This window comes from Amycolatopsis sp. NPDC049688 (assembly GCF_040674975.1).
In the GTDB taxonomy this organism is placed as follows: Bacteria; Actinomycetota; Actinomycetes; order Mycobacteriales; family Pseudonocardiaceae; genus Amycolatopsis.
Window position 1 is genome coordinate 130,824 of record NZ_JBFANY010000005.1, and the last position, 20,137, is coordinate 150,960.

Annotated in this window: 22 protein-coding genes; 16 read left to right on the forward strand and 6 right to left on the reverse strand. The window is 70.8% G+C overall.

Annotation, left to right across the window (positions count from 1 at the left end; translation table 11 throughout):
- Positions 1-29: 29 nt before the first annotated feature.
- Genes AB0J55_RS19580 through AB0J55_RS19610 form a run of 7 tightly spaced genes read left to right on the forward strand, consistent with a single transcriptional unit; the run spans position 30 to position 6,395 of the window.
- Positions 30-809 carry a metalloregulator ArsR/SmtB family transcription factor gene (locus AB0J55_RS19580; RefSeq protein ID WP_364250779.1) on the forward strand — a complete coding sequence of 260 codons (780 nt, stop codon included), beginning with the start codon at positions 30-32 and terminating at the stop codon, positions 807-809.
- The gene (gene sufB, locus AB0J55_RS19585) at positions 806-2,254 is read left to right on the forward strand and encodes a Fe-S cluster assembly protein SufB (RefSeq protein ID WP_364249893.1); all 1,449 of its coding nucleotides are present in this window, start codon (positions 806-808) and stop codon (positions 2,252-2,254) included. The genes AB0J55_RS19580 and sufB overlap by 4 nt, the downstream gene beginning before the upstream one ends.
- A 2-nt stretch (positions 2,255-2,256) precedes the next feature.
- Positions 2,257-3,429 (forward strand): Fe-S cluster assembly protein SufD, encoded by a 1,173-nt coding sequence (gene sufD / locus AB0J55_RS19590; protein ID WP_364249896.1) that lies wholly within the window; start codon positions 2,257-2,259, stop codon positions 3,427-3,429.
- A gap of 29 nt (positions 3,430-3,458) precedes the next feature.
- Entirely contained in the window at positions 3,459-4,229 is a 771-nt protein-coding gene (gene sufC, locus AB0J55_RS19595) for a Fe-S cluster assembly ATPase SufC (protein WP_364249899.1), read from the forward strand.
- Between the two features lie 38 nt (positions 4,230-4,267).
- Positions 4,268-5,557, forward strand: coding sequence for a cysteine desulfurase (locus AB0J55_RS19600; RefSeq protein WP_364249902.1), 1,290 nt, complete (start codon positions 4,268-4,270; stop codon positions 5,555-5,557).
- Positions 5,554-6,003 carry a Fe-S cluster assembly sulfur transfer protein SufU gene (sufU, locus tag AB0J55_RS19605; RefSeq protein WP_364249905.1) on the forward strand — a complete coding sequence of 150 codons (450 nt, stop codon included), beginning with the start codon at positions 5,554-5,556 and terminating at the stop codon, positions 6,001-6,003. The genes AB0J55_RS19600 and sufU overlap by 4 nt, the downstream gene beginning before the upstream one ends.
- Positions 6,000-6,395: a metal-sulfur cluster assembly factor gene (locus tag AB0J55_RS19610; protein WP_003071384.1), complete on the forward strand. Its 396-nt coding sequence runs from the start codon at positions 6,000-6,002 to the stop codon at positions 6,393-6,395. The genes sufU and AB0J55_RS19610 overlap by 4 nt, the downstream gene beginning before the upstream one ends.
- Here AB0J55_RS19610 and AB0J55_RS19615 read toward each other — a convergent pair.
- Positions 6,385-7,179, reverse strand: coding sequence for a DUF4184 family protein (locus AB0J55_RS19615; RefSeq protein WP_364249908.1), 795 nt, complete (start codon positions 7,177-7,179; stop codon positions 6,385-6,387). The two genes, AB0J55_RS19610 and AB0J55_RS19615, sit on opposite strands and share 11 nt — an antisense overlap.
- A gap of 18 nt (positions 7,180-7,197) precedes the next feature.
- Here AB0J55_RS19615 and AB0J55_RS19620 point away from each other — a divergent pair, with 18 nt between their 5' ends.
- From AB0J55_RS19620 to AB0J55_RS19635, 4 genes are all read left to right on the forward strand, one after another.
- A complete protein-coding gene (locus tag AB0J55_RS19620; RefSeq protein ID WP_364249911.1) occupies positions 7,198-7,530 on the forward strand; it encodes a YnfA family protein in 333 nt (110 codons plus the stop codon).
- Positions 7,531-7,766: 236 nt separating this feature from the next.
- Entirely contained in the window at positions 7,767-8,306 is a 540-nt protein-coding gene (locus tag AB0J55_RS19625) for a snapalysin family zinc-dependent metalloprotease (protein ID WP_364249914.1), read from the forward strand.
- A gap of 145 nt (positions 8,307-8,451) precedes the next feature.
- A complete protein-coding gene (locus AB0J55_RS19630; protein WP_364249917.1) occupies positions 8,452-9,156 on the forward strand; it encodes a class I SAM-dependent methyltransferase in 705 nt (234 codons plus the stop codon).
- Between the two features lie 2 nt (positions 9,157-9,158).
- Positions 9,159-9,626 carry a hypothetical protein gene (locus tag AB0J55_RS19635; RefSeq protein WP_364249920.1) on the forward strand — a complete coding sequence of 156 codons (468 nt, stop codon included), beginning with the start codon at positions 9,159-9,161 and terminating at the stop codon, positions 9,624-9,626.
- 7 nt (positions 9,627-9,633) lie between these two features.
- Here the strand turns inward: AB0J55_RS19635 and AB0J55_RS19640 are convergent, their stop codons facing one another.
- Genes AB0J55_RS19640 through cysD form a run of 3 tightly spaced genes read right to left on the reverse strand, consistent with a single transcriptional unit; the run spans position 9,634 to position 12,777 of the window.
- Complete coding sequence (locus AB0J55_RS19640; RefSeq protein ID WP_364249923.1) at positions 9,634-9,999, reverse strand: VOC family protein; 366 nt, start codon at positions 9,997-9,999, stop codon at positions 9,634-9,636.
- 34 nt (positions 10,000-10,033) lie between these two features.
- Positions 10,034-11,845, reverse strand: coding sequence for an adenylyl-sulfate kinase (cysC, locus tag AB0J55_RS19645; protein ID WP_364249926.1), 1,812 nt, complete (start codon positions 11,843-11,845; stop codon positions 10,034-10,036).
- Positions 11,845-12,777 carry a sulfate adenylyltransferase subunit CysD gene (gene cysD / locus AB0J55_RS19650; RefSeq protein WP_364250782.1) on the reverse strand — a complete coding sequence of 311 codons (933 nt, stop codon included), beginning with the start codon at positions 12,775-12,777 and terminating at the stop codon, positions 11,845-11,847. Before cysD ends, cysC begins: the two co-directional genes overlap by 1 nt.
- A gap of 40 nt (positions 12,778-12,817) precedes the next feature.
- On the opposite strand from cysD, the gene AB0J55_RS19655 reads away from it, so the two are divergent.
- From AB0J55_RS19655 to AB0J55_RS19670, 4 genes are read left to right on the forward strand one after another with little or no spacing between them, the layout of a single operon-like run.
- The gene (locus AB0J55_RS19655) at positions 12,818-13,297 is read left to right on the forward strand and encodes a nuclear transport factor 2 family protein (RefSeq protein WP_364249929.1); all 480 of its coding nucleotides are present in this window, start codon (positions 12,818-12,820) and stop codon (positions 13,295-13,297) included.
- Positions 13,294-14,484, forward strand: coding sequence for a hypothetical protein (locus tag AB0J55_RS19660; RefSeq protein WP_364249932.1), 1,191 nt, complete (start codon positions 13,294-13,296; stop codon positions 14,482-14,484). Before AB0J55_RS19655 ends, AB0J55_RS19660 begins: the two co-directional genes overlap by 4 nt.
- Positions 14,481-15,269 (forward strand): SDR family oxidoreductase, encoded by a 789-nt coding sequence (locus AB0J55_RS19665; RefSeq protein WP_364249935.1) that lies wholly within the window; start codon positions 14,481-14,483, stop codon positions 15,267-15,269. Before AB0J55_RS19660 ends, AB0J55_RS19665 begins: the two co-directional genes overlap by 4 nt.
- An 8-nt stretch (positions 15,270-15,277) precedes the next feature.
- Positions 15,278-16,438: a sulfotransferase gene (locus AB0J55_RS19670; RefSeq protein ID WP_364249938.1), complete on the forward strand. Its 1,161-nt coding sequence runs from the start codon at positions 15,278-15,280 to the stop codon at positions 16,436-16,438.
- A 28-nt stretch (positions 16,439-16,466) separates the two neighbouring features.
- Here the strand turns inward: AB0J55_RS19670 and AB0J55_RS19675 are convergent, their stop codons facing one another.
- Entirely contained in the window at positions 16,467-17,678 is a 1,212-nt protein-coding gene (locus AB0J55_RS19675) for a nucleotide disphospho-sugar-binding domain-containing protein (RefSeq protein ID WP_364249941.1), read from the reverse strand.
- A 38-nt stretch (positions 17,679-17,716) separates the two neighbouring features.
- Here AB0J55_RS19675 and AB0J55_RS19680 point away from each other — a divergent pair, with 38 nt between their 5' ends.
- Positions 17,717-18,340 (forward strand): helix-turn-helix domain-containing protein, encoded by a 624-nt coding sequence (locus AB0J55_RS19680; RefSeq protein WP_364249944.1) that lies wholly within the window; start codon positions 17,717-17,719, stop codon positions 18,338-18,340.
- 3 nt (positions 18,341-18,343) lie between these two features.
- Here AB0J55_RS19680 and AB0J55_RS19685 read toward each other — a convergent pair whose 3' ends face one another.
- The gene (locus AB0J55_RS19685; RefSeq protein ID WP_364249946.1) at positions 18,344-20,017 is read right to left on the reverse strand and encodes a GGDEF domain-containing protein; all 1,674 of its coding nucleotides are present in this window, start codon (positions 20,015-20,017) and stop codon (positions 18,344-18,346) included.
- Positions 20,018-20,137 lie beyond the last annotated feature (120 nt).

Sequence of the window (20,137 nt, forward strand, 5' to 3'; positions counted from 1 at the left end):
CGGAGGCGGGTGACCAGGCGGGCGGCGACATGCCCCGCGCCGCGCACCCGCACGTTCCGTCGCAGGTCAGCGCCGAGGGCAAGACCCGCCACGAGGTCGCGAGGCTGCTGCTCGAACAGGGTCCCATGACCGCCGTCGTGGTCGCCGAGCAGCTCGGGATCAGCCCCACGGCCGTCCGCCGCCACCTCGACGCGCTTCTCGCGGATGGCGAAGCCGAGACGCGCGACGCGCCCCGCCGCGGACCCCGGGGCCGGGGTCGTCCGGCGAAGCTCTTCCTGCTGACCGAGCCCGGCCGCGCCCGCTTCGGGCACGCCTACGACGACCTGGCCGTCTCCGCGATCCGGTTCCTGGCCGAGCACGCCGGGGAGGACGCCGTCCGCGCCTTCGCCGAGCAGCGCATCGAGAAGCTCGTCGGCCCGCACCGCTCGGCGATCACCGGCCCGGGTGATCCGGCGGCGCGCGCGGAGGCCCTCGCGACCGCGCTGAGCAGGGAAGGCTACGCTGCGTCGACCCGCCAGGTCGGTACCCCCGCGCCCGGCCAGAACGTCGGGGCTCAGCTGTGCCAGCACCACTGTCCGGTCGCCCACGTGGCCGCGGAGTTCCCGCAGCTGTGCGAGGCCGAGACGGAGGCGTTCGCGCAGTTGCTGGGCACCCACGTCCAGCGGCTGGCGACCATCGCACGCGGGGACTCCGCGTGCACCACCCACGTACCCGTCACGGCGGGTCAGCCGGCCCATCCCGAGCCGGCGAGAACGGTGTCCCCCGAGGGGCACACAGCACGGATCCCGAATGGAGGGAAACCCGCATGACTGCCGCTGCCGAGCAGCGCACTCCCACCACCGCGCCACTGAGCCAGGAAGAGACCATCGAGTCCCTTGGCAAGTACGCGTTCGGCTGGGCGGACTCCGACGAGGCGGGCGCCAGCGCCCGTCGCGGGCTGAACGAAGATGTCGTCACCGACATCTCCGGGAAGAAGTCCGAGCCGGAGTGGATGCGCGAAGCGCGACTGAAGGCGCTCAAGCTCTTCGAGAAGAAGCCCATGCCCAACTGGGGGGCCGACCTCTCCGGGATCGACTTCGACAACATCAAGTACTTCGTGCGGTCCACGGAGAAGCAGGCCACCTCCTGGGAGGAACTGCCCGAGGACATCAAGAACACGTACGACAAGCTCGGCATCCCCGAGGCGGAGAAGCAGCGCCTCGTCGCCGGTGTCGCCGCGCAGTACGAGTCCGAGGTCGTCTACCACCAGATCCGCGAGGACCTGGAGGAGCAGGGCGTGATCTTCCTGGACACCGACTCGGGCCTGCGCGAGCACCCCGAGCTGTTCCAGGAGTACTTCGGCTCGGTCATCCCGGCCGGGGACAACAAGTTCTCCGCGCTGAACACGGCGGTGTGGTCCGGCGGCTCGTTCATCTACGTGCCGAAGGGCGTGCACGTCGAGATCCCGCTGCAGGCCTACTTCCGGATCAACACCGAGAACATGGGCCAGTTCGAGCGCACCCTGATCATCGTCGACGAAGGTGCGTACGTGCACTACGTCGAGGGCTGCACGGCGCCGATCTACCAGTCCGACTCGCTGCACTCGGCGGTCGTGGAGATCATCGTCAAGAAGGGCGCCCGCTGCCGCTACACGACCATCCAGAACTGGTCGAACAACGTCTACAACCTGGTCACCAAGCGCGCCAAGTGCGAAGAGGGCGCGACCATGGAATGGATCGACGGCAACATCGGTTCCAAGGTGACGATGAAGTACCCGTCGGTGTTCCTCATGGGCGAGCACGCCAAGGGCGAGGTCCTGTCGGTCGCGTTCGCGGGCGAGGGCCAGCACCAGGACGCGGGCGCCAAGATGGAGCACCTCGCGCCGCACACGTCCTCGACCATCGTGTCGAAGTCGGTGGCGCGCGGCGGCGGCCGGACCTCGTACCGCGGCCTGGTCCGCGTGGCGAAGCGGGCGCACCACTCGCGCTCCAGCGTCGTCTGCGACGCGCTGCTGGTGGACACGATCTCGCGCTCGGACACGTACCCGTACGTGGACATCCGCAACGACGAGGTGTCCATGGGCCATGAGGCCACGGTGTCCAAGGTCAGCGAGGACCAGCTGTTCTACCTGATGTCGCGCGGCCTCGACGAGGCCGAGGCGATGGCGATGATCGTGCGCGGCTTCGTCGAGCCGATCGCCCGTGAGCTGCCGATGGAGTACGCGCTCGAGCTGAACCGCCTGATCGAGCTCCAGATGGAAGGGTCCGTCGGCTAGTCATGTCGGTTACCGAGAACAACGTTTCCGAAGCCCTCCGCGAGGGGGCCGTCATTCCGGCGGCCTCCCGCGCGGAGCGGTTCACTTCTTACGACGTCGAGGCCTTCGAGGTCCCGGGCGGCCGTGAGGAGAACTGGCGCTTCACGCCGATGAAGCGCCTTCGCGGCCTGCACGACGGCAGCGCCGTCGCCACCGGCGAGATCACCCTCGAAACCGAGGCCGCGCCCGAGCTGAAGATCGAGTCGGTCGGCCGGGACGACGAGCGGCTGGGCGCCGCCGGTGTCCCGAGCGACCGGATCGCCGCGCAGGCGTACTCGGCGTTCAAGCAGGCCACCGTCGTGACGGTGCCGAAGGAGACGAAGGCGTCGAAGCCGTCCGTGCTGCGGATCCACGGCCCGGGCGAGGGCCAGGTCGCCTACGGGCACCTGCAGGTCCGCGCCGAGGCGTTCGCCGAAGCCGTGATCGTGCTCGACCACGTCGGCTCCGGCACCTACGCCGACAACGTCGAGTTCGTCATCGGCGACGGCGCCAAGGTCACCGTGGTCAGCGTCCAGGACTGGGCCGACGACGCGGTGCACGTCTCCGAGCAGCACCTGAAGCTGGGCCGCGACGCCGCGCTGCGGCACACCGTGATCACCCTGGGCGGTGACCTGGTCCGCGTCTCGCCGACGGCGACCTTCGCCGACAAGGGCGGCGACGTCGAGATGCTCGGCGTCTACTTCGCGGACAAGGGCCAGCACCAGGAGCACCGCCTCTTCGTCGACCACGCGGTGCCGAACTGCAAGTCGCGCGTGATGTACAAGGGCGCGCTGCAGGGCGACGACGCGCACACGGTGTGGATCGGCGACGTCCTGATCCGCGCGGCCGCCGAGGCCACCGACACCTACGAGCTCAACCGCAACCTGGTGCTCACGCCGGGCGCCCGCGCGGACTCGGTGCCGAACCTCGAGATCGAGACCGGCGAGATCGAAGGCGCCGGCCACGCGAGCGCGACGGGAAGGTTCGACGACGAGCAGTTGTTCTACCTGCAGTCGCGCGGGATCGCCGAAGAAGCCGCGCGGCGCTTGGTCGTGCGCGGGTTCTTCCACGAGATCCTGGTCAAGATCGACGTCCCCGAGGTGCGCGAGCGCCTCGAAGCCGCGATCGAAGCCGAACTCGAAGCCGTCGGTGCCTGACCGCCCTCTCTGACTTAGGAAAACGAAGAATGGCAACGCTGGAAATCAAGGACCTGCACGCCTCGGTCACCACCGAGGAAGGCGCCAAGGAGATCCTCAAGGGCGTCGACCTGACCATCAAGTCGGGCGAGACGCACGCGATCATGGGCCCCAACGGCTCCGGCAAGTCCACCCTGTCCTACGCCATCGCCGGCCACCCCAAGTACGAGGTGACCTCCGGCGAGGTGCTGCTCGACGGCGAGAACGTGCTCGAGATGAGCGTCGACGAGCGCGCGCGGGCCGGCCTGTTCCTGGCCATGCAGTACCCGGTCGAGGTGCCGGGCGTGTCGATGTCCAACTTCCTCCGCACCGCGGCCACCGCGGTCCGTGGCGAGGCCCCCAAGCTGCGCCACTGGGTCAAGGAGGTCAAGGAGGAGATGGGCAAGCTCGAGATCTCGCAGGAGTTCGCCGAGCGCTCGGTCAACGAAGGCTTCTCCGGCGGCGAGAAGAAGCGCCACGAGATCCTGCAGCTGGCGCTGCTCAAGCCGAAGTTCGCCATCCTCGACGAGACCGACTCCGGCCTCGACGTCGACGCGCTGCGGATCGTCTCCGAGGGCGTCAACCAGTACAAGGCCAGCAGCGAGGTCGGCGTCATGCTGATCACGCACTACACCCGGATCCTGCGGCACATCACGCCGGACTTCGTGCACGTCTTCGCCGGCGGCAAGATCGTCGAGTCGGGCGGTCGCGAGCTGGCGGACGAGCTGGAGGAGAACGGGTACGTCAAGTACACCGGCAAGACCGAGCCCGCCGCGGTCTGACGTTCCACCACTACACCGAGAAGAGAGGAGTCGGCCCGATGACCACCACCTCGGCCGGTTCTCTGCCACTGGACGTGGCGGCCCTGAAGGCCGACTTCCCCATCCTGTCGCGCACGGTCCGCGACGGGAAACCCTTGGTGTACCTGGACTCCGGAGCGACGTCGCAACGTCCGACCGCGGTGTTCGAGGCCGAACGCGAGTACGTCTTCACCTCGAACGCCGCCGTGCACCGCGGGGCGCACCAGCTGTCCGAAGAGGCGACCGACGCCTACGAGTCCGCGCGGGCGAAGATCGCCGAGTTCGTCGGTGCCGACCCCGAGGAGCTGGTGTTCACCAAGAACGCCACCGAGGGCATCAACCTGGTCGCCTACTCGTTCGGCAACGCCGCCACGGCGGGCCCGGAAGCCGCGCGGTTCGTCGTCGGCCCGGGTGACGAGATCGTCGTCACCGAGATGGAGCACCACGCGAACCTCGTGCCGTGGCAGCAGCTGTGCCAGCGCACCGGGGCGACGCTGAAGTGGTTCAAGGTGACCCCCGACGGCCGCCTCGATCTGTCCGATGTGGACGAGCTGATCACGCCGCGCACCAAGGTGGTCGCGTTCGCGCACCAGTCCAACGTGCTCGGCACGGTCAACCCGGTCTCGCTGCTGGTCGAGAAGGCCAAGGCCGTCGGCGCGTTCACCGTGCTGGACGCCTGCCAGTCGGTGCCGCACTTCCCGGTGAGCTTCCACGAGCTCGGGGTCGACTTCGCCGCGTTCTCCGGGCACAAGATGCTCGGCCCGTCCGGCATCGGTGTCCTGTACGGGCGGACCGAGCTGCTCGAAGCGATGCCGCCGTTCCTCACCGGCGGGTCGATGATCGAGATGGTCCGGATGGAGGGCTCGACCTTCGCGCCGCCGCCGCAGCGGTTCGAGGCGGGCGTCCCGATGACGTCGCAGGCCATCGGCCTCGGCGCGGCCGTCGACTACCTCTCGGCCGTCGGCATGGATCGCATCGCCGCGCACGAGAAGGAACTGGCCGCGGCGGCGCTGGAAGGCATCGGCGCGATCCCGGGTGTCCGGATCATCGGGCCGACCGACCTGGCGGACCGCGGCGCGACCGTGTCGTTCGTGATCGACGGCGTGCACCCGCACGACGCCGGCCAGGTGCTCGACAGCCTCGGCATCGCCGTCCGCGTCGGCCACCACTGCGCGTGGCCGCTGCACCGCGCCTGCCAGGCGCAGGCGACCGTGCGCGCGTCGTTCTACCTGTACAACGATCTGTCCGAAGTGGACGCCCTGGTGGCCGGGATCCGCGAGGCGCAGAAGTTCTTCGGGGTGGCGCAGTGAACCTGGAGAGCATGTACCAGGAGATCATCCTGGACCACTACAAGAACCCGCACGGGCGCGGCCTGCGTGACCCGTTCGACGCCGAGTCGTTCCAGGTCAACCCGACCTGCGGCGACGAGGTGACCCTGCGGGTCAAGCTCGACGACGGGAAGGTCGCCGACGTCTCCTACGACGGCCAGGGCTGCTCGATCAGCCAGGCGTCGACGTCGGTGCTGACGGACCTCGTCGTCGGCCACACGGTCGAGGAGGCGTTCACCACCATGGACGCCTTCGTGGAACTGATGCAGGGCAAGGGAAAGGTCGAGCCGGACGAGGACGTGCTGGAGGACGGGGTCGCCTTCGCGGGCGTCGCCAAGTACCCGGCTCGCGTGAAGTGCGCCCTCCTCGGCTGGATGGCTTTCAAGGACGCCGTCGCCCGGACGAGCAGTGGAGCTGAAAAGGCATGACTGAAGAAACCGCCACTCGTGAGGGGCGCACCGCCGCCGACCTCGACGCCGAGACCACCGCGAAGCAGGACCTCGACCTGGCGAAGATCGAGGACGTCGAAGAGGCCATGCGCGACGTCGTCGACCCGGAGCTCGGGATCAACGTCGTCGACCTGGGCCTGGTCTACGACATCCGCGTCGAGCCGGACAACACCGCGACCCTCGACATGACGCTGACGTCGGCGGCCTGCCCGCTGACCGACGTGATCGAGGACCAGACGAACGCCGCGCTGACCAGCGGCGGCCTGGTCAAGGACTTCCGGATCAACTGGGTCTGGATGCCGCCGTGGGGCCCGGAGAAGATCACCGAGGACGGCCGCGAGCAGCTGCGCGCCCTCGGCTTCACCGTCTGAGAGTCTTCGCGTCGAGCGGGTCACCTTCCGAGGTGGCCCGCTTTCCGTATAACGGCCTATACCGCGCGTGCCAGGCGAGTGCGTAGAAGCCGAGAGCGACGAAGAACCCGCTGCAGGCGCCGGTGACGGCCAGGTAGGTCGCGTTGCCGAAGACGCCCGCGGGGGTCATCGCGTCGTGCTGGGCGAAGAACGGCAGGGTTTCGGCGAGCACGCCGGCCACGGCTCCGGCGGCGAGGAAGGCCGTGGCGGACCGGGGGTGCCGGGTGCGCGGTGGAGCGGGTTCGGCGGGGGCGCGGCGGTACCAGCGGACCAGCCACCAGCCGAGGACCGCGGCGCCGGCGATCGTGCTGATCAGCTGGATCAGGCGTCCGACGTCGACACCGGTGACGAGCGGGGTGCTCAGGAACGGCAGCCCGGAATCCTTGTGGGTGAAGGCATCCCAGCCGACGTGCGTGGCGGCGCCGAGCACCAGCGAAACGGCGATCCAGCCCGGGTTCTTCCAGCTGAAGCCGCGGGGGAGCCGTTCGGCGAGCGGTCTCGGCGCCAGCGCCAGCATCGGCCGCTTCAGCAGGACGTGGAACACGGCCAGCAGGACCAGGGCGATGAGCGGGTCGAGCCAGAGGACCGACGCGAACTCGTGGGTCCGGGTCAGGCCGACCCCCGGCAGCCGCGGAACGAACCAGAAGACGTCCGGCGCGACCGACCCGGCGACGAGCGCCGACGGAACCAGCGGCCGTCTCGCCAGGGGCAGGACGGCGGCCGGGTGACACAGCGTGAACGGCACGGACGTTAGTATCCCGGGGTGGTCCTGCGGTCGATCCTCCTGTTCCTGGCCGCGGCCGTCTGCGAAATCGGCGGCGCCTGGCTGATCTGGCAGGGCGTCCGCGAACACCGCGGTCTGCTGTGGATCGGCGGCGGCGTCGTGGCCCTGGGGGTGTACGGCTTCGTCGCGACCCTCCAGCCGGATGCCCACTTCGGCCGCATCCTCGCCGCGTACGGCGGCGTCTTCGTGGCGGGCTCGCTGGCCTGGGGGATGGTCGCGGACGGCTACCGCCCGGACCGCTACGACGTGCTCGGCGCGCTGCTGTGCCTGGCCGGGGTCGCGGTGATCATGTACGCGCCTCGTGCGGGGTGACGGTGCAGGTGAGCGGCGATGGATCGGCGTGACCGAACTCGCGTTCCCGCCCGGGCCGCCGGCGCCGCGGGGCCGGGCCCGGGGTGGTCGTGACGCTCGCGCGGACCGCCGGAAGACGACGAAGCCTCCCTCCCGCGAGGGAACGACTTTCGGCCGTGGCCCCCACGGTGGTGGGCTTCTAACCTGATCGCGCGAACCATGGTGAAGTGCTCCCTGAACCGGACGAAGGAGACACGATGAACGGACGCGTGATCGGCCGGGTGGTGGCCCTGGCCACGGCGGTCGCGGCCCCGCTGGGCCTGGGGCTGGCCGCCGCCCCGGCCGCTTCGGCGGCGGCTGTCACGACGCTGTACTACAGCTCTTCGGGCGCGCCGGACTATCTCGCGCAGATCGACCAGGGCGCGGCCAACTGGAACGCCGCGGTCACCGACGTGAAGCTGGTCAAGCGCAACACGAGCGCCACGATCGTGTTCCACGAGGTCCACAGCGGCGGCTCGTACACGAACACGAACGGCCACGGCCGCGGCCAGATCTACCTGGACACGAGCCAGGTGGCGGAGGGCTATGACCCGACCCGCATCGCCGCGCACGAGCTGGGGCACAACCTCGGCCTGCCGGACCACTACAGCGGGCCGTGCACGGAGCTGATGTCGGGCCACGGTCCTGGGACGGCCTGCAAGAACGCCAATCCGTCGGCTGCCGAGGCGGCGAAGGTGCAGTCGTTGTGGGTGAACGGTTTGGTGGCCGGGGCCGAAAGCCGCGCGGTCGCTTACTGATCGGTTTCGGGGTGGCCTCCGGTTCGGGGGCCACCCTTTGCCGGTCGGCTGACGGCCGGTGGTCTGTCCAATGTGGAGATTGCCGCCGAACTCCACGATTCCGGCTTCGTGACGCCGTCCGGCCGATTCGGGCATCATGGGCCGCATGACTGCCGCATACGACGATTTCGCCGAGGCGTACACGGCCGAGAACGAAACCAGCCTGATGAACGCCTACTACGAACGGCCCGCGACCCTGGCGCTGGCCGGGGACGTGGCCGAACGGCGGATCCTGGACGCCGGCTGCGGCGCGGGACCGCTGTTCGCGGCGCTGCGGGAGAAGGGCGCCGTCGTCAGCGGCATCGACCAGAGCTCCGGCATGGTGGAGCTCGCCCGGCGGCGCCTCGGCGACGGCGCGGACCTGCGCGTCGCGGACCTGGCCGGCCCGCTGCCGTTCGCCGACGCGGAGTTCGACGACGTGGTGGCGTCCCTGGTGTTGCATTACCTGCGGGACTGGGCTCCGACGCTGGCCGAGCTGCGGCGCGTGCTGAAGCCCGGCGGCCGGCTCATCGCGTCGGTGAACCACCCGATGATGGTGAACATCACGCACCGCCAGGAAGGGCCGCGGCCGGACTACTTCGAGCAGTACACCTGGACGGACGAGTTCGAGCTGCACGGCCGGCCCGCGCGCATGACGTTCTGGAACAAACCCCTGCACGCGATGACCGACGCCTTCACCGCGGCCGGCTTCCGGATCGCGGCGATCAGCGAGCCGCACCCGGTGCCGGCCGCGCGCGAGCTGTTCCCCGGGGATTTCGAAATCCTCGACACGTTCCCGAGCTTCCTGTTCTTCGTCCTGGAAGCCGGATAAGCGTGTCCGGTGCGAGCCTGCTCGGGTTCCTGCGCGAGCTGCAGGCGACCACCCCGTGGACGGTGGTCGTCACCGAGGCCGGCGCTTGCGCGAAGTGGCAGCTGACGGGGTCGACGTGGCAGGCCACCGTGGTCGTCGAGCCGGGGCGCTGGCTCGGCCTCGAATTCGAGGCGCGGGACCCGCAGAGCGGCCGGCGCGCCACCTACGACATCGACACCGACCTGTACGACATCTCCCGGGACGAGCACCGCGAATTCGCCGGCGAAATCGAGCGTGACATCATCGAATTCCTCGGCCACCTGCGAGCCGGTGCCGTTCTGCGCGGGAACGACGGACCGAAATTCGTGCTCGTCTTCCCGCTGGACGGTGCCTGCATCCGCGTTGTCCGGGGCCGCTTCCTGACCAAGGCGTCGACGCACGCGGACCTCGCCGCCGCCCAGAAAGGGGGCGATTACGTCCCGGTCGAATGAGGCGGCTTCAGTCGAGGCAGAATTCGTTGCCCTCGACGTCCTGCATGTTCTGGCACGATTCGTTTTCCTCGTCCGCGAGCAGCAGCTGCCCGCGGACCGCGCCGAGTTTCTCCAGCCGGGCGCACTCGGCTTCGAGTGCGGCCAGCCGCTCTTCGCCGACGAGGCCCGTGCCGACCCGGACGTCGAGGTGCACGCGGTTCTTGACGACCTTGCCTTCGGGCACGCGCTGGAAGTACAGCCGCGGGCCCACCCCCGCCGGGTCACTGCAGGCGGTGCCGTGCAGCTCGTACCCCAGCACCTCGCTCCAGAACCGGGCGACGCGCTCGGGATCCGCGCAGTCGAAGGTGATCTGGACCTGCCTGACCGACGTCATGCCGCCCACCCTAGGCGGCCCGGGCAAGCGGATTTCAGCCGAGGTCGTCGAGCAGGGCCTGGATCGCCGCCGCCATCGCCGCCGGGTCGCCGTCGGCCGGGCGCAGCACCAGGTCGGGGGACGACGGACGCTCGTAGGGGGCGTCGATGCCGGTGAAGCCGGTGATCTCCCCGGCGCGTGCCTTCGCGTACATGCCCTTCGGGTCGCGGGCTTCGCACACCTCCAGGGGCGTGTCGACGAACACCTCCACGAACGGCAGCCCGTCGTGCACCGCGCGCGCCCGGGTGCGGTCGGCTTCGTACGGGCTGATCAGGGACGCGATCGCCACCACGCCCGCGTCCGCGAACAGGCGGGCCACCTCCGCCACCCGCCGGACGTTCTCCGCCCGGTCCGCCGGGCTGAACCCCAGCCCGGCATTGAGCCCGTGCCGCAGGTTGTCGCCGTCCAGCAGGTAGGCCGGACGGCCCGCCGCGACCAGCCGGCGTTCCAGCTCGACCGCCACCGACGACTTGCCCGACGCCGACAGCCCGGTGAGCCACACCGTCGCACCGCGGGTCGGGCGGTCCTCGCGCCGGACCGCCGCCGTGTGCCAGACGACGGGAGACGCGACCGCGCCGGTGATCATGCCCGCCGCGACCGTGTCGCCGGTGTGCTCGTCGACCAGCAGGAAGCCGCCGGTCGCGCGGTTGCGGCGGTAGGGGTCGAACAGCAGCGCGGTGCGGGTCCGCAGCCGGATGCGGCCGATGTCGTTGAGGGACAGCGCTTCCGCCGTTTCGTCGCGGTGCAGGGTGGTGACGTCGAGGCGGTACTCCAGCCGCTCCACCGTGCCCCGTGTTTCGGAGGTCGTGTGCCGGACGACGTACGAAGCTCCCGGAGTCAGGGAGGAACGCTCGGAGAACCAGCACACCAGGGCGTCGACCTCGCGGGCCGACTCGGCGCGGTTGCCGGGGCGGCACAGCATGGCCCCGCGGCCCAGGTCGAGGTCGTCGGCCAGCTCGACCGCCACCGCCTGCCCGGTGAACGCCTCGGCCAAGGGCTGCCCGCCCGGACCCCAGACCGCGCGCACCTTCGACGTGAACCCCGACGGCAGCGCCACGACCTCGTCGCCCGGCTTGAACACCCCGCCGGCGATGGTGCCCGCGTAGCCGCGGAAGTCGGACCGGCGGATCACGTACTGCACCGGGAACCGCGCGTCGATGAGGTTGCGGTCGGAGGCGACGTGCACCTCTTCCAGCTGGTGCAGCAGCGAAGTGCCTTCGTACCACGGCATGCTGGTGCTGCGGTGGACGACGTTGTCGCCGTGCAGCGCCGAAACCGGCACGAACGTCAGGTCGGCGACGTCGAGTTTCATCGCGAACCGGCGGAAGTCCTCGCGGATCTCGTCGAACCGCTCCTGCGACCACCCGACGAGGTCCATCTTGTTCACGCACACCACGAGGTGCCCGATCCCGAGCAGTGACGCGAGGAACGCGTGCCGCCGCGACTGTTCGAGGACGCCCTTGCGCGCGTCGACGAGGATCAGCGCCAGGTCGGCCGTCGACGCGCCGGTCACCATGTTCCGCGTGTACTGCAGGTGCCCCGGGGTGTCCGCGATGATGAACTTGCGCTTGGGCGTGGCGAAGTACCGGTGGGCGACGTCGATCGTGATGCCCTGTTCGCGCTCGGCGCGCAGGCCGTCGGTGAGCAGCGCGAGGTCGGGGTAGTCCTCGCCACGGTCCCGGCTGGCGCGTTCGACGGCGGCGAGCTGGTCGGTGAAGATCGCCTTCGAGTCGAACAGCAGCCGCCCGATCAAGGTGGACTTGCCGTCGTCGACACTCCCGGCGGTGGCGATCCGCAGCAGCTGCATCAGAAGTAACCTTCCCGCTTGCGGTCTTCCATGCCGGCTTCGGAAATCCGGTCGTCGGCGCGCGTGGCGCCACGCTCGGTGACGCGCGTGGCGGCCACCTCGGCGACCACTTCGGACGGTGTCGTCGCCGACGACTCGACGCAGCCGGTGCAGGTGGCGTCGCCGATGGTCCGGAAGCGCACGGTCGCCTCGTACGGCGTTTCACCGTCCACAAGGGACAGGAAACGGGTGGCCGCGAGCAGCATGCCGTCCCGCTGGACCACCGGGCGCTGGTGCGCGTAGTACAGCGGCGGCAGCGCGATCCGCTCGTCCCGGATGTACTGCCAGACGTCCAGCTCGGTCCAGTTCGACAGCGGGAAGACGCGGATGTGCTCGCCGCGGCGGTGCCGTCCGTTGTAGAGGTTCCACAGCTCCGGGCGCTGCGCCCGCGGGTTCCACTGGCCGTGCTCGTCGCGGAAGCTGAACACGCGCTCCTTGGCCCGGGCCTTCTCCTCGTCGCGGCGGGCGCCGCCGAAGACCGCGTCGAAACCGCCCTCGCGGATCGCCCGCAGCAGCGTCACCGTCTGCAGCCGGTTGCGGCTGGCCCGCGGCCCGGTCTCCTCGACGACGCGGCCGGCGTCGATGTCGTCCTGCACGCGCGCGACCTCCAGGCGCAGCCCGAGGGTGGCGACGGTCTCGTCGCGGAACCGGATGACCTCGTCGAAGTTGTGCCCGGTGTCGACGTGCAGCACCGGGAACGGCAGGGGAGCGGGCCAGAACGCCTTCGCGGCGGCGTGCAGCATCACCACCGAGTCCTTGCCGCCGGAGAACAGCAGGACCGGGCGCTCGAAGGTCGCCGCGACTTCGCGGAAGACGTGCACGGCCTCCGCTTCGAGCGCGGCCAGGTGCGAGAGCTCGTACGAGGTCACGGACACCGGAAAAAAGTAGAACATGTTCTTGTCTTTGGTCAAGCCGTGCGGGACGCTGTAGGGCATGGACCTGGGCGTGCTCGAAGAGATCAAGCGGGTGAAGTACCGGTACCTGCGCGGGGTGGACCTGAAGCTGTGGGACGAGGTGGCCGACACCTTCACCGTCGACGCCACGGCCGACTACGGGACCCGCGCGGTCGGGAGTGGCGGGAAGCAGTTCGAGGGCCGTGACGCCATCGTCGAATTCCTGACCCAGAGCCTCGGCAACGGCATCATCACCGTGCACCACGCGGCGCAGCCGGAGATCGACGTCGACGGCGACACCGCGACCGGGCGGTGGTCGTTCACCGACAAGGTCATCGTGCCCGACCACAAGGTGATCATCGAAGGCGCCGCGTTCTACGAGGACACCTACCGCCGCGACCACGACGGCGTCTGGCGGATGTCGCACATCGGGTACGTCCGCACCTACGAGTCGATGCAGTCCTGGGACGCGATCCCGGGCTACCGGCTGCTGGCGAACCGCTGGGCTGTTCCGGCATGATCGAGAACGAGTTCTCGTTGACCCGGCCGTTCGCCGACGCCATCGTCGAGGCCGAGAAGCTGATCGCGGAAGCCGCGCCCGCCCGGACCGAGCAGGGGCTGCTCGAGGGCTACGACTACCTCGCCGGCAGCATTCGGGCGTCGCTGCAGATGGCCTGGGCCTACCAGCGCGACTTCCCGTACTTCACCGCGTCCACCGGGCCGTACACGAAGATGGGCCTGGACAACCCGGACACGCTGTACTTCAACGCGAACATCCGCGACGACCGCGAGTACCTGGTCACCGGGGTCCGCGGCACCACCGCCGACCTGAGCTTCCAGATCCTCAACGGCGACTACTCGCCGGTCGAGGTGCCCGACAGCCTCGCCGCGTTCGACGACCGGGCGATCGAGATCGGCCCGGACGGCCGGTTCGAGCTGCGCTTCGGCCCGGCCCGCGAGAACCCGGGGCCGAACTACTTCGTCCTCGGCGAAGGCTCGTCGATGCTCGTCGTCCGCGAGGTCTACAGCGACTGGGCCACCGAGCGGCGGGGCGAGATCCGCATCCGGTGCGTCGACACCGCGGGCCAGGCGCCGCCGGTGCCGGACCGGTCCGCGCTGGCCAAGCGCTACGGCGTCACCGGCAAGATCCTGCTGAGCCGGCTGAAGACGTTCCTGGCCTTCCCGAAGTGGTTCTACGACAACCTGCCGGTGAACACGATGACCGAGCCGCGTTCGACGCCGGGCGGGCTGACGACCCAGTTCTCCTCGGCCGGGCACTACGAGCTCGGCCCCGAAGAGGCGATGATCGTCACCGTGCCGCGCTGTGCGGACGCCCCCTACCAGGGCATCCAGCTCGGCAGCCTCTGGTACGTCTCGCTCGACTACATCAACCACCAGACGAGCCTCACCGCCGACCAGGCCCGCGTCGACCCCGACGGCAGGATCCGGTTCGTGCTCGCCGAACAGGATCCCGGCCTGGCGAACTGGCTCGAGCTCACCGGCCACGACCGCGGGTACGTGCAGATCCGCTGGCAGCGGCTCGCGCGCGACCTCGGCCCGGACGACGGCCCGGTGGTCGAAGTGGTCAAGATCGGCGAGCTGCCCGACCGGCTGCCCTACCACGCCGACGCGCGTGTGACGCCGGAGCAGTGGGCGGCCAGGATCGCGGCCCGGCAGGACGCCGTCGCCGCCCGGATGCTGGGGTGAGCGTGGACAACCTGCTGCAGGACAAGGTGGTCGTCGTCTCGGGGATCGGGCCCGGGCTCGGCCGGTCGATCGCCGTGCGCAGCGCACTGGCCGGCGCCGACGTCGTGCTCGCCGCGCGCACCGAGTCGCGGCTCAGCGAGGTGGCCAAGGAGGTGACCGACCTCGGCCGCCGGGCGGTAGCGGTCCGCACCGACATCGACGACGCGGACTCCGCGGCGAACCTGGTGACCGAGGCGGTCAAGGCGTTCGGCCGGGTGGACGCGGTGGTGCACAACGCCTTCGCCGTCCCGCCGCTGACCGATCTGGCCACTGTGGACCTCGACGCGGTCCGCGCGGGGTTCGAGACGGCGGCGATCTCCGTGCTCCGGCTGACCCGGCTGTTCCTGCCCGCGCTCAAGGAGAGCAAGGGCTCGCTGGTGATGATCAATTCGGCCGTGCTGCGGCATTCGCGGCGGACGTTCGGGGCCTACAAGATGGCGAAGTCGGCGCTGCTGTCGCTGTCCCAGAGCCTCGCCAGCGAGCTGGGGCCGGACGGCGTGCGCGTCAACACCGTGGCGCCCGGGTACATCTGGGGGCCGAACCTCCAGTGGTACTTCGCCTACCTGGCCAAGGAACGCGGCATAACGCCGGAGGACGTCTACGCCGAAACGGCGTCCACAATAGACCTTCGGAAGCTGCCCGAGCCCGACGAGATCGCCGACGCCGTGGTGTTCCTCGCCTCGCCGATGGCCCGCGCGATCACCGGGCAGTGCCTCGACGTCAACGGCGGCGAGTACCACCACTAGGAGGACCGATGCTCCCCGGCCGCGAAGACGTGGGCACCGTCGAGGACCTGCACGCCTCGGCGTCGAAGCTCACCGGGCTCGCCGACTTCGGTGCGGACGAGTACCTCGAAGGCCTGCGCGTGCTGCTGGAGTCGTACGAGGCGGACGCGGAACTGACCCCGTACGGCAACAAGGTGCACCGGGCGTTCCTGCGCGGCGCTCTGGTGGCGCGGCTGCTGAGCGAAGCGTCGTGGAAGCAGAACCCGGCGTACGCCGACGTCCGCATCGAGCGGCCGATCTTCGTCACCGGGCTGCCTCGCACCGGCACGACCGCGCTGCACCGGCTGCTCGCCGAGGACCCCGCCCATCAGGGCCTGGAGGTGTGGCTCGCCGAGGTCCCGCAGCCGCGGCCGCCGCGGGACTCGTGGGCGGACAACCCGATCTTCCAGGGCATCCAGGCCGGGTACGAACGCCACCACGTCGAGCACCCGGAGTTCATGGGCGTGCACCACATGTCCGCCGACCAGGTGGAGGAGTGCTGGCAGCTGCTGCGCCAGTCGATGCGGTCGGTGTCGTTCGAGTGCCTCGCGCACCTGCCGCGGTATTCGCGCTGGCTGGCCAAACAGGACTGGACGGACGCCTACGCCCGGCACAAGCGCAACCTGCAGCTGATCGGGCTGCCGGACGCGGGCCAGCGCTGGGTGCTCAAGAACCCGAGTCACCTCTTCGCGCTGGACGCGCTGATGGCGAACTACCCGGACGCGCTGGTGATCCAGACGCACCGGTCGCCGCGCACGATCATGGCATCGATGTGCAGCCTGGCCGAAAAGGCGGCGGACGGCTGGTCGGACAAGTTCCGCGGCGAGGTGATCGGGCGGGGTCAGCTCGAACTGTGGGCCCGCGGAGCCGACGAGTTCGGCTGGGCTCGCGCGCGGCACAATCCGGCGCAGTTCTTCGACGTGCGGTACGAAGACTTCGTCGCGGACCCGATCGGCACGGTGTCCACTGTGTACGACCACTTCGGACTGGAGTTCACGCCGGAAGCGCGGACGGCCATGACCGCGGTGCACGAGGCGAGCCGGACCGGGGACCGGAAACCGGTGCACCGCTACAGCCTGGCGGACTTCGGGTTGACCCCCGAGGAGGTCGACGAGCGGTTCGCAAGCTACCTGTCCGCCCACGGCTCGTGAGTGAGAAACAGTGTTCTAACACTGTTTCTCACTCACGACGAGCCGCGGCAGGATCGGTGATGAGGTCGACCACTTCGGCCATCGTCGGTCCGGCGGCGATCTCGGCGGCCAGTTCGCGCGCGCGGGTGCGGTAGCGCGGGTCGTCGAGGACCGTCCGGATGGCCCGCCGCAGCGTCCGTGGTGAGGCCGAGGCGCGGGCGCGGCCGATCCCGGCCCCGGACCAGGCGACCCGGGCGGCGACCTCCCGCTTGTCTTCGCTGGCCCCGACCACGACCAGTGGCACGCCGTAGCGGAGGGCGTGGTTGACCCCGCCGTACCCGCCGTTGCCGACCATGGCGGCGCAGCGGGGGAGCAGTTCGTCGTAGGGCAGGAAGTCCGCCACCCGGACGTTCTCCGGCAGCGGGCCGGGCCGCAGCGGCGTGCCGCAGGTCGTCACGACGACCAGGACGTCCTCGCCGGCCAGGGCGTCGATGGTGGGCTCGACGAGCCGGCCGAGGTCGTCGTTCGCGATCGTCCCCTGGGTGACGTGCACCACCGGACGTCCGCCGTCCAGGTCGGCCCACCACGGCGGCAGGGGGTGCTCGCTCGCCGCGCTGACCGTCGTCGGCCCGATGAAGTGCAGCGGCGCGCCCGCGCGCGGGTACTCGAAGCCCGGGCAGGTCATCTGCAGCACCCCGTCGCTGTGCAGTGGCCAGTCCGTGAACAGCATGCCGGGGTCGCCGCCGAGCAGGTCGTGGGCCAGTTTCTGCGCCGGTCCGGTCACCAGCGGCGCGAGCGCCCTGAGGGCCAGGCCCCGGAACCGGCCGGGCGGGCCGGTCGGCACCGGCGGCAGGAACGGCAGGAACCCCAGCGTGAGCAGCCGTGGCCGGTGCGCCCGGCGAACCAGGGCGAGCCCGGCCATCATCAGCGGATCGCACAGGACGACGTCGGCCTGCTGCTCGTCGATGACGCTCAGCTGGTGCGGCATCGCGCGGACGAAGTTCGCGAGTTCGAAGCGGGCGAGGCCGAGGCCGCGCTTGCCGGCGCGGCCGGGGACCGAGCCGTCGAGGTCGGTCTCGTCGAAGTCGGCCTCCGGCGGCAGCAGTTCGACGGTGGCGCCCAGCTTCTCGAACGTCTCCCGGTAGCGCGCGCCGGTGACGACGAGGACTTCGTGCCCGGCGGCGATCAGCGCTTCGGCGATCGGTTTCACCGGGCCGACGTGCCCCCGGGCGGGCTGGACGCAGACGAGCACGCGGGTCATGGCTCCCCCTTTGAGCGATACGTTGTACCATCCAATTGATGACGGTACCCGAAGGCGCGCGACGCCGTTACGCATCACCGGTGCGCGAAGCCCGCGCGCGCCGGACGCGGGCCCACGTGGTGGCGACGGCGGGGGAGTTGTTCGCTTCGCGCGGCTACGCGGGCACGAGCATGCGGCAGATCGCCGCCGAGGCCGGGGTGAGCCTGGAGACGGTGACCCAGACGGGCCGCAAGCCGCAGCTGCTGCTGGCCGCGTTCCGGGACGGCTTCGCGGGCGACCCGGACGCGGTGAACCTGGACGCGCTGGCGGGCCCGGCCGGCCCGGCGGACCTGCCGGCGGTGGTGGCGAACGTGGCCGCCGGCGTGCGCCGGTCCCTGCCGATCTGGCGCGCGTTCACGACGGCGGCCGCGGCGGACCCGGAGGTGGCGGCGGTCCGGGCCGAGCTGGCGGTGGCCCGCCGGACGGAGATCGGGAAGCGCCTGCAAGCGGCGGGATTGGCACCGGAAGGCCGCTCCGCGGGACGGCTCGCCGACGCGATCGGGCTGATCACGTCCCACGAGGCGTACGACCACCTGACGACGGTGTGCGGCTGGGCGCACGAGGAGTACGTGCAGTGGGCGGCCGCGGCGATCCCGGCCCAGCTGACGCTGGACTGGGGGTGAGCGTCAGCCGGCCGCCGCCTGCAAACCGCGGGTTCCGATGCCGCGCAGCACTTCCACCCGGTCCGAGCCCGGGCGGCTCAGCACCCAGCTCGACCCCGGCACCGCCTTCGCGCGCTTCTTCAACGGTGCCAGCAGCCGCGAGACCTCCTGGTAGGAACCGATCGCGCCGCTCGCGCAGACCAGCGTCGCCAGCGACACCGTCACCGGCAGGCCCTCCGCCGTCCAGTGGCGGTCCAGCAGCGCGCCCGCCACCGTGGCGATCTCGTCGACGTCGCACACGACCAGGAAGTCGTCGCCGCCGACGTGGCTCACCCGCATCCGCCGCAGGCCGCCCGCCAGGTCCGTCAGCGCCGCGCCCAGCTCGCGGATCAGGTTGTCGCCCGCCGCGAAGCCGGCCGTGTCGTTGACCTCCTTGAAGCTGTCGATGTCCAGCCAGGCGGCCACGAACGGCTCGCCGATCGTGATCCGGCGGGCCACGTCGCGGGCGACCGTGTCGCTGCCCGGCAGCCGCGTCAGGGGGTTCAGCGCCGCGGCCGCCTCGACCTTCGCCTCCGCCACGCCGCGGACCACCTCGGTCACCAGCACCACGCCCAGGCAGCGGCCGAGCTCGTCGACCACGACCACGTCGTCGCCCGTGCGGCCCCAGTCGGCGTCGGTGACCAGCTCGAGGAACTCCATCGCGCCCGCGCGGGCCTCGATCGTGTGCGGCGTGTCCGCGAGCCGGGCCGCGGGGCGCTTCGCGTGCAGCGCGTGCCCGTACGGGCCGGTGACCGCCACCAGGAACCGCGTCCGGTCGACCGACCAGCGCGGCCGGTTCAGCTCGTCCACCCCGACCACGCCGCTCGGCGCGTCGGCCGCCGCGAGCACTTCGCGGACTTCGTCGCACGTCGCCGTCTCCGGCAACGTCGTCGCCGGGCGGAGGAAGTCGCCGACGCACGGCGCCGGCGCGCCCGGGCCGTGGGCGCGGCGGGCCCGGGTGAGCAGCGCCGGGGCCGGGCCGGCGGCCGTCGGCGGGGCCAGCAGGTTGCCCTGCGCGATCCGGACGCCGAGGTCGCGGACCGCGTCGAGCTGCGCGTCGGTCTCCAGCCCGGTCGCGACGAGCCGGGTGCCGGTGCGGTTCGTGTAGTGCAGCAGCGCCTCGACGACGGCGACCGCGGCCGGGTCGTCCGGCAGGCCGCGCAGCACCGTGCGGTCGAGCTTGACCAGGTCGACCGGCGCTTCGACGAGCAGGCCCAGCGGCAGGTCGCCGCGGCCGAGGCCGTCGAGCGCCAGCCGGAAGCCCAGCTCGGTGAGCGTCCGCATCCCGGCGAGCGCGCGGCCAGCGGGCAGCGGCGCGAACGGCGGCCCGATCTCCAGGACGACGTCGCGGGTGCGGCGGCCCGCGTCGCCGAGCTCTTCGAGGAGGTCGTCGTACATCGCCTGCGGTGCGGCGAGGGTGCGGGCGGAGAGGTTGAGGTGCAGGGGGAGCGACGTCGGGTTTTCGGCGTCCTGCCGGACGGCGGCGACCGCCAGCCCGAGGTCGGCCTCGGCGAGCCGGCCTTCCCGGCGCGCCTGCGTGAGGAGTTCGGGGACCGTTCCGTGGCCGGGCCTGGCCAGCGCTTCGTGCGCCACGACGCCTCCCGTGTGGAGGCTGTACAGCGGCTGGAAGGCGAAGCGGACCGCGCGTGGCGACTTCACGGGCCGATCGTCGCGGGTCTCGCGGCGAAGCGGAACCGATGTCGACTGATGTTCATCGGGGCGGCACCCGGGTTCCTCACATCGGAGTAGCTGTTTCAGTGTTGACTTATATAAGCCGCT

Excerpts from the sequence above, each read along its gene's own strand:
- AB0J55_RS19580 (WP_364250779.1), top strand. The coding sequence starts at position 30 with ATGCCCCGCGCCGCGCACCCGCACGTTCCGTCGCAGGTCAGCGCCGAG.
- sufB (WP_364249893.1), top strand. The coding sequence starts at position 806 with ATGACTGCCGCTGCCGAGCAGCGCACTCCCACCACCGCGCCACTGAGC.
- sufD (WP_364249896.1), top strand. The coding sequence starts at position 2,257 with ATGTCGGTTACCGAGAACAACGTTTCCGAAGCCCTCCGCGAGGGGGCC.
- sufC (WP_364249899.1), top strand. The coding sequence starts at position 3,459 with ATGGCAACGCTGGAAATCAAGGACCTGCACGCCTCGGTCACCACCGAG.
- AB0J55_RS19600 (WP_364249902.1), top strand. The coding sequence starts at position 4,268 with ATGACCACCACCTCGGCCGGTTCTCTGCCACTGGACGTGGCGGCCCTG.
- AB0J55_RS19610 (WP_003071384.1), top strand. The coding sequence starts at position 6,000 with ATGACTGAAGAAACCGCCACTCGTGAGGGGCGCACCGCCGCCGACCTC.
- AB0J55_RS19625 (WP_364249914.1), top strand. The coding sequence starts at position 7,767 with ATGAACGGACGCGTGATCGGCCGGGTGGTGGCCCTGGCCACGGCGGTC.
- AB0J55_RS19630 (WP_364249917.1), top strand. The coding sequence starts at position 8,452 with ATGACTGCCGCATACGACGATTTCGCCGAGGCGTACACGGCCGAGAAC.
- AB0J55_RS19640 (WP_364249923.1), bottom strand. The coding sequence starts at position 9,999 with ATGACGTCGGTCAGGCAGGTCCAGATCACCTTCGACTGCGCGGATCCC.
- cysC (WP_364249926.1), bottom strand. The coding sequence starts at position 11,845 with ATGCAGCTGCTGCGGATCGCCACCGCCGGGAGTGTCGACGACGGCAAG.
- cysD (WP_364250782.1), bottom strand. The coding sequence starts at position 12,777 with ATGTTCTACTTTTTTCCGGTGTCCGTGACCTCGTACGAGCTCTCGCAC.
- AB0J55_RS19655 (WP_364249929.1), top strand. The coding sequence starts at position 12,818 with ATGGACCTGGGCGTGCTCGAAGAGATCAAGCGGGTGAAGTACCGGTAC.
- AB0J55_RS19660 (WP_364249932.1), top strand. The coding sequence starts at position 13,294 with ATGATCGAGAACGAGTTCTCGTTGACCCGGCCGTTCGCCGACGCCATC.
- AB0J55_RS19670 (WP_364249938.1), top strand. The coding sequence starts at position 15,278 with ATGCTCCCCGGCCGCGAAGACGTGGGCACCGTCGAGGACCTGCACGCC.
- AB0J55_RS19675 (WP_364249941.1), bottom strand. The coding sequence starts at position 17,678 with ATGACCCGCGTGCTCGTCTGCGTCCAGCCCGCCCGGGGGCACGTCGGC.
- AB0J55_RS19680 (WP_364249944.1), top strand. The coding sequence starts at position 17,717 with ATGACGGTACCCGAAGGCGCGCGACGCCGTTACGCATCACCGGTGCGC.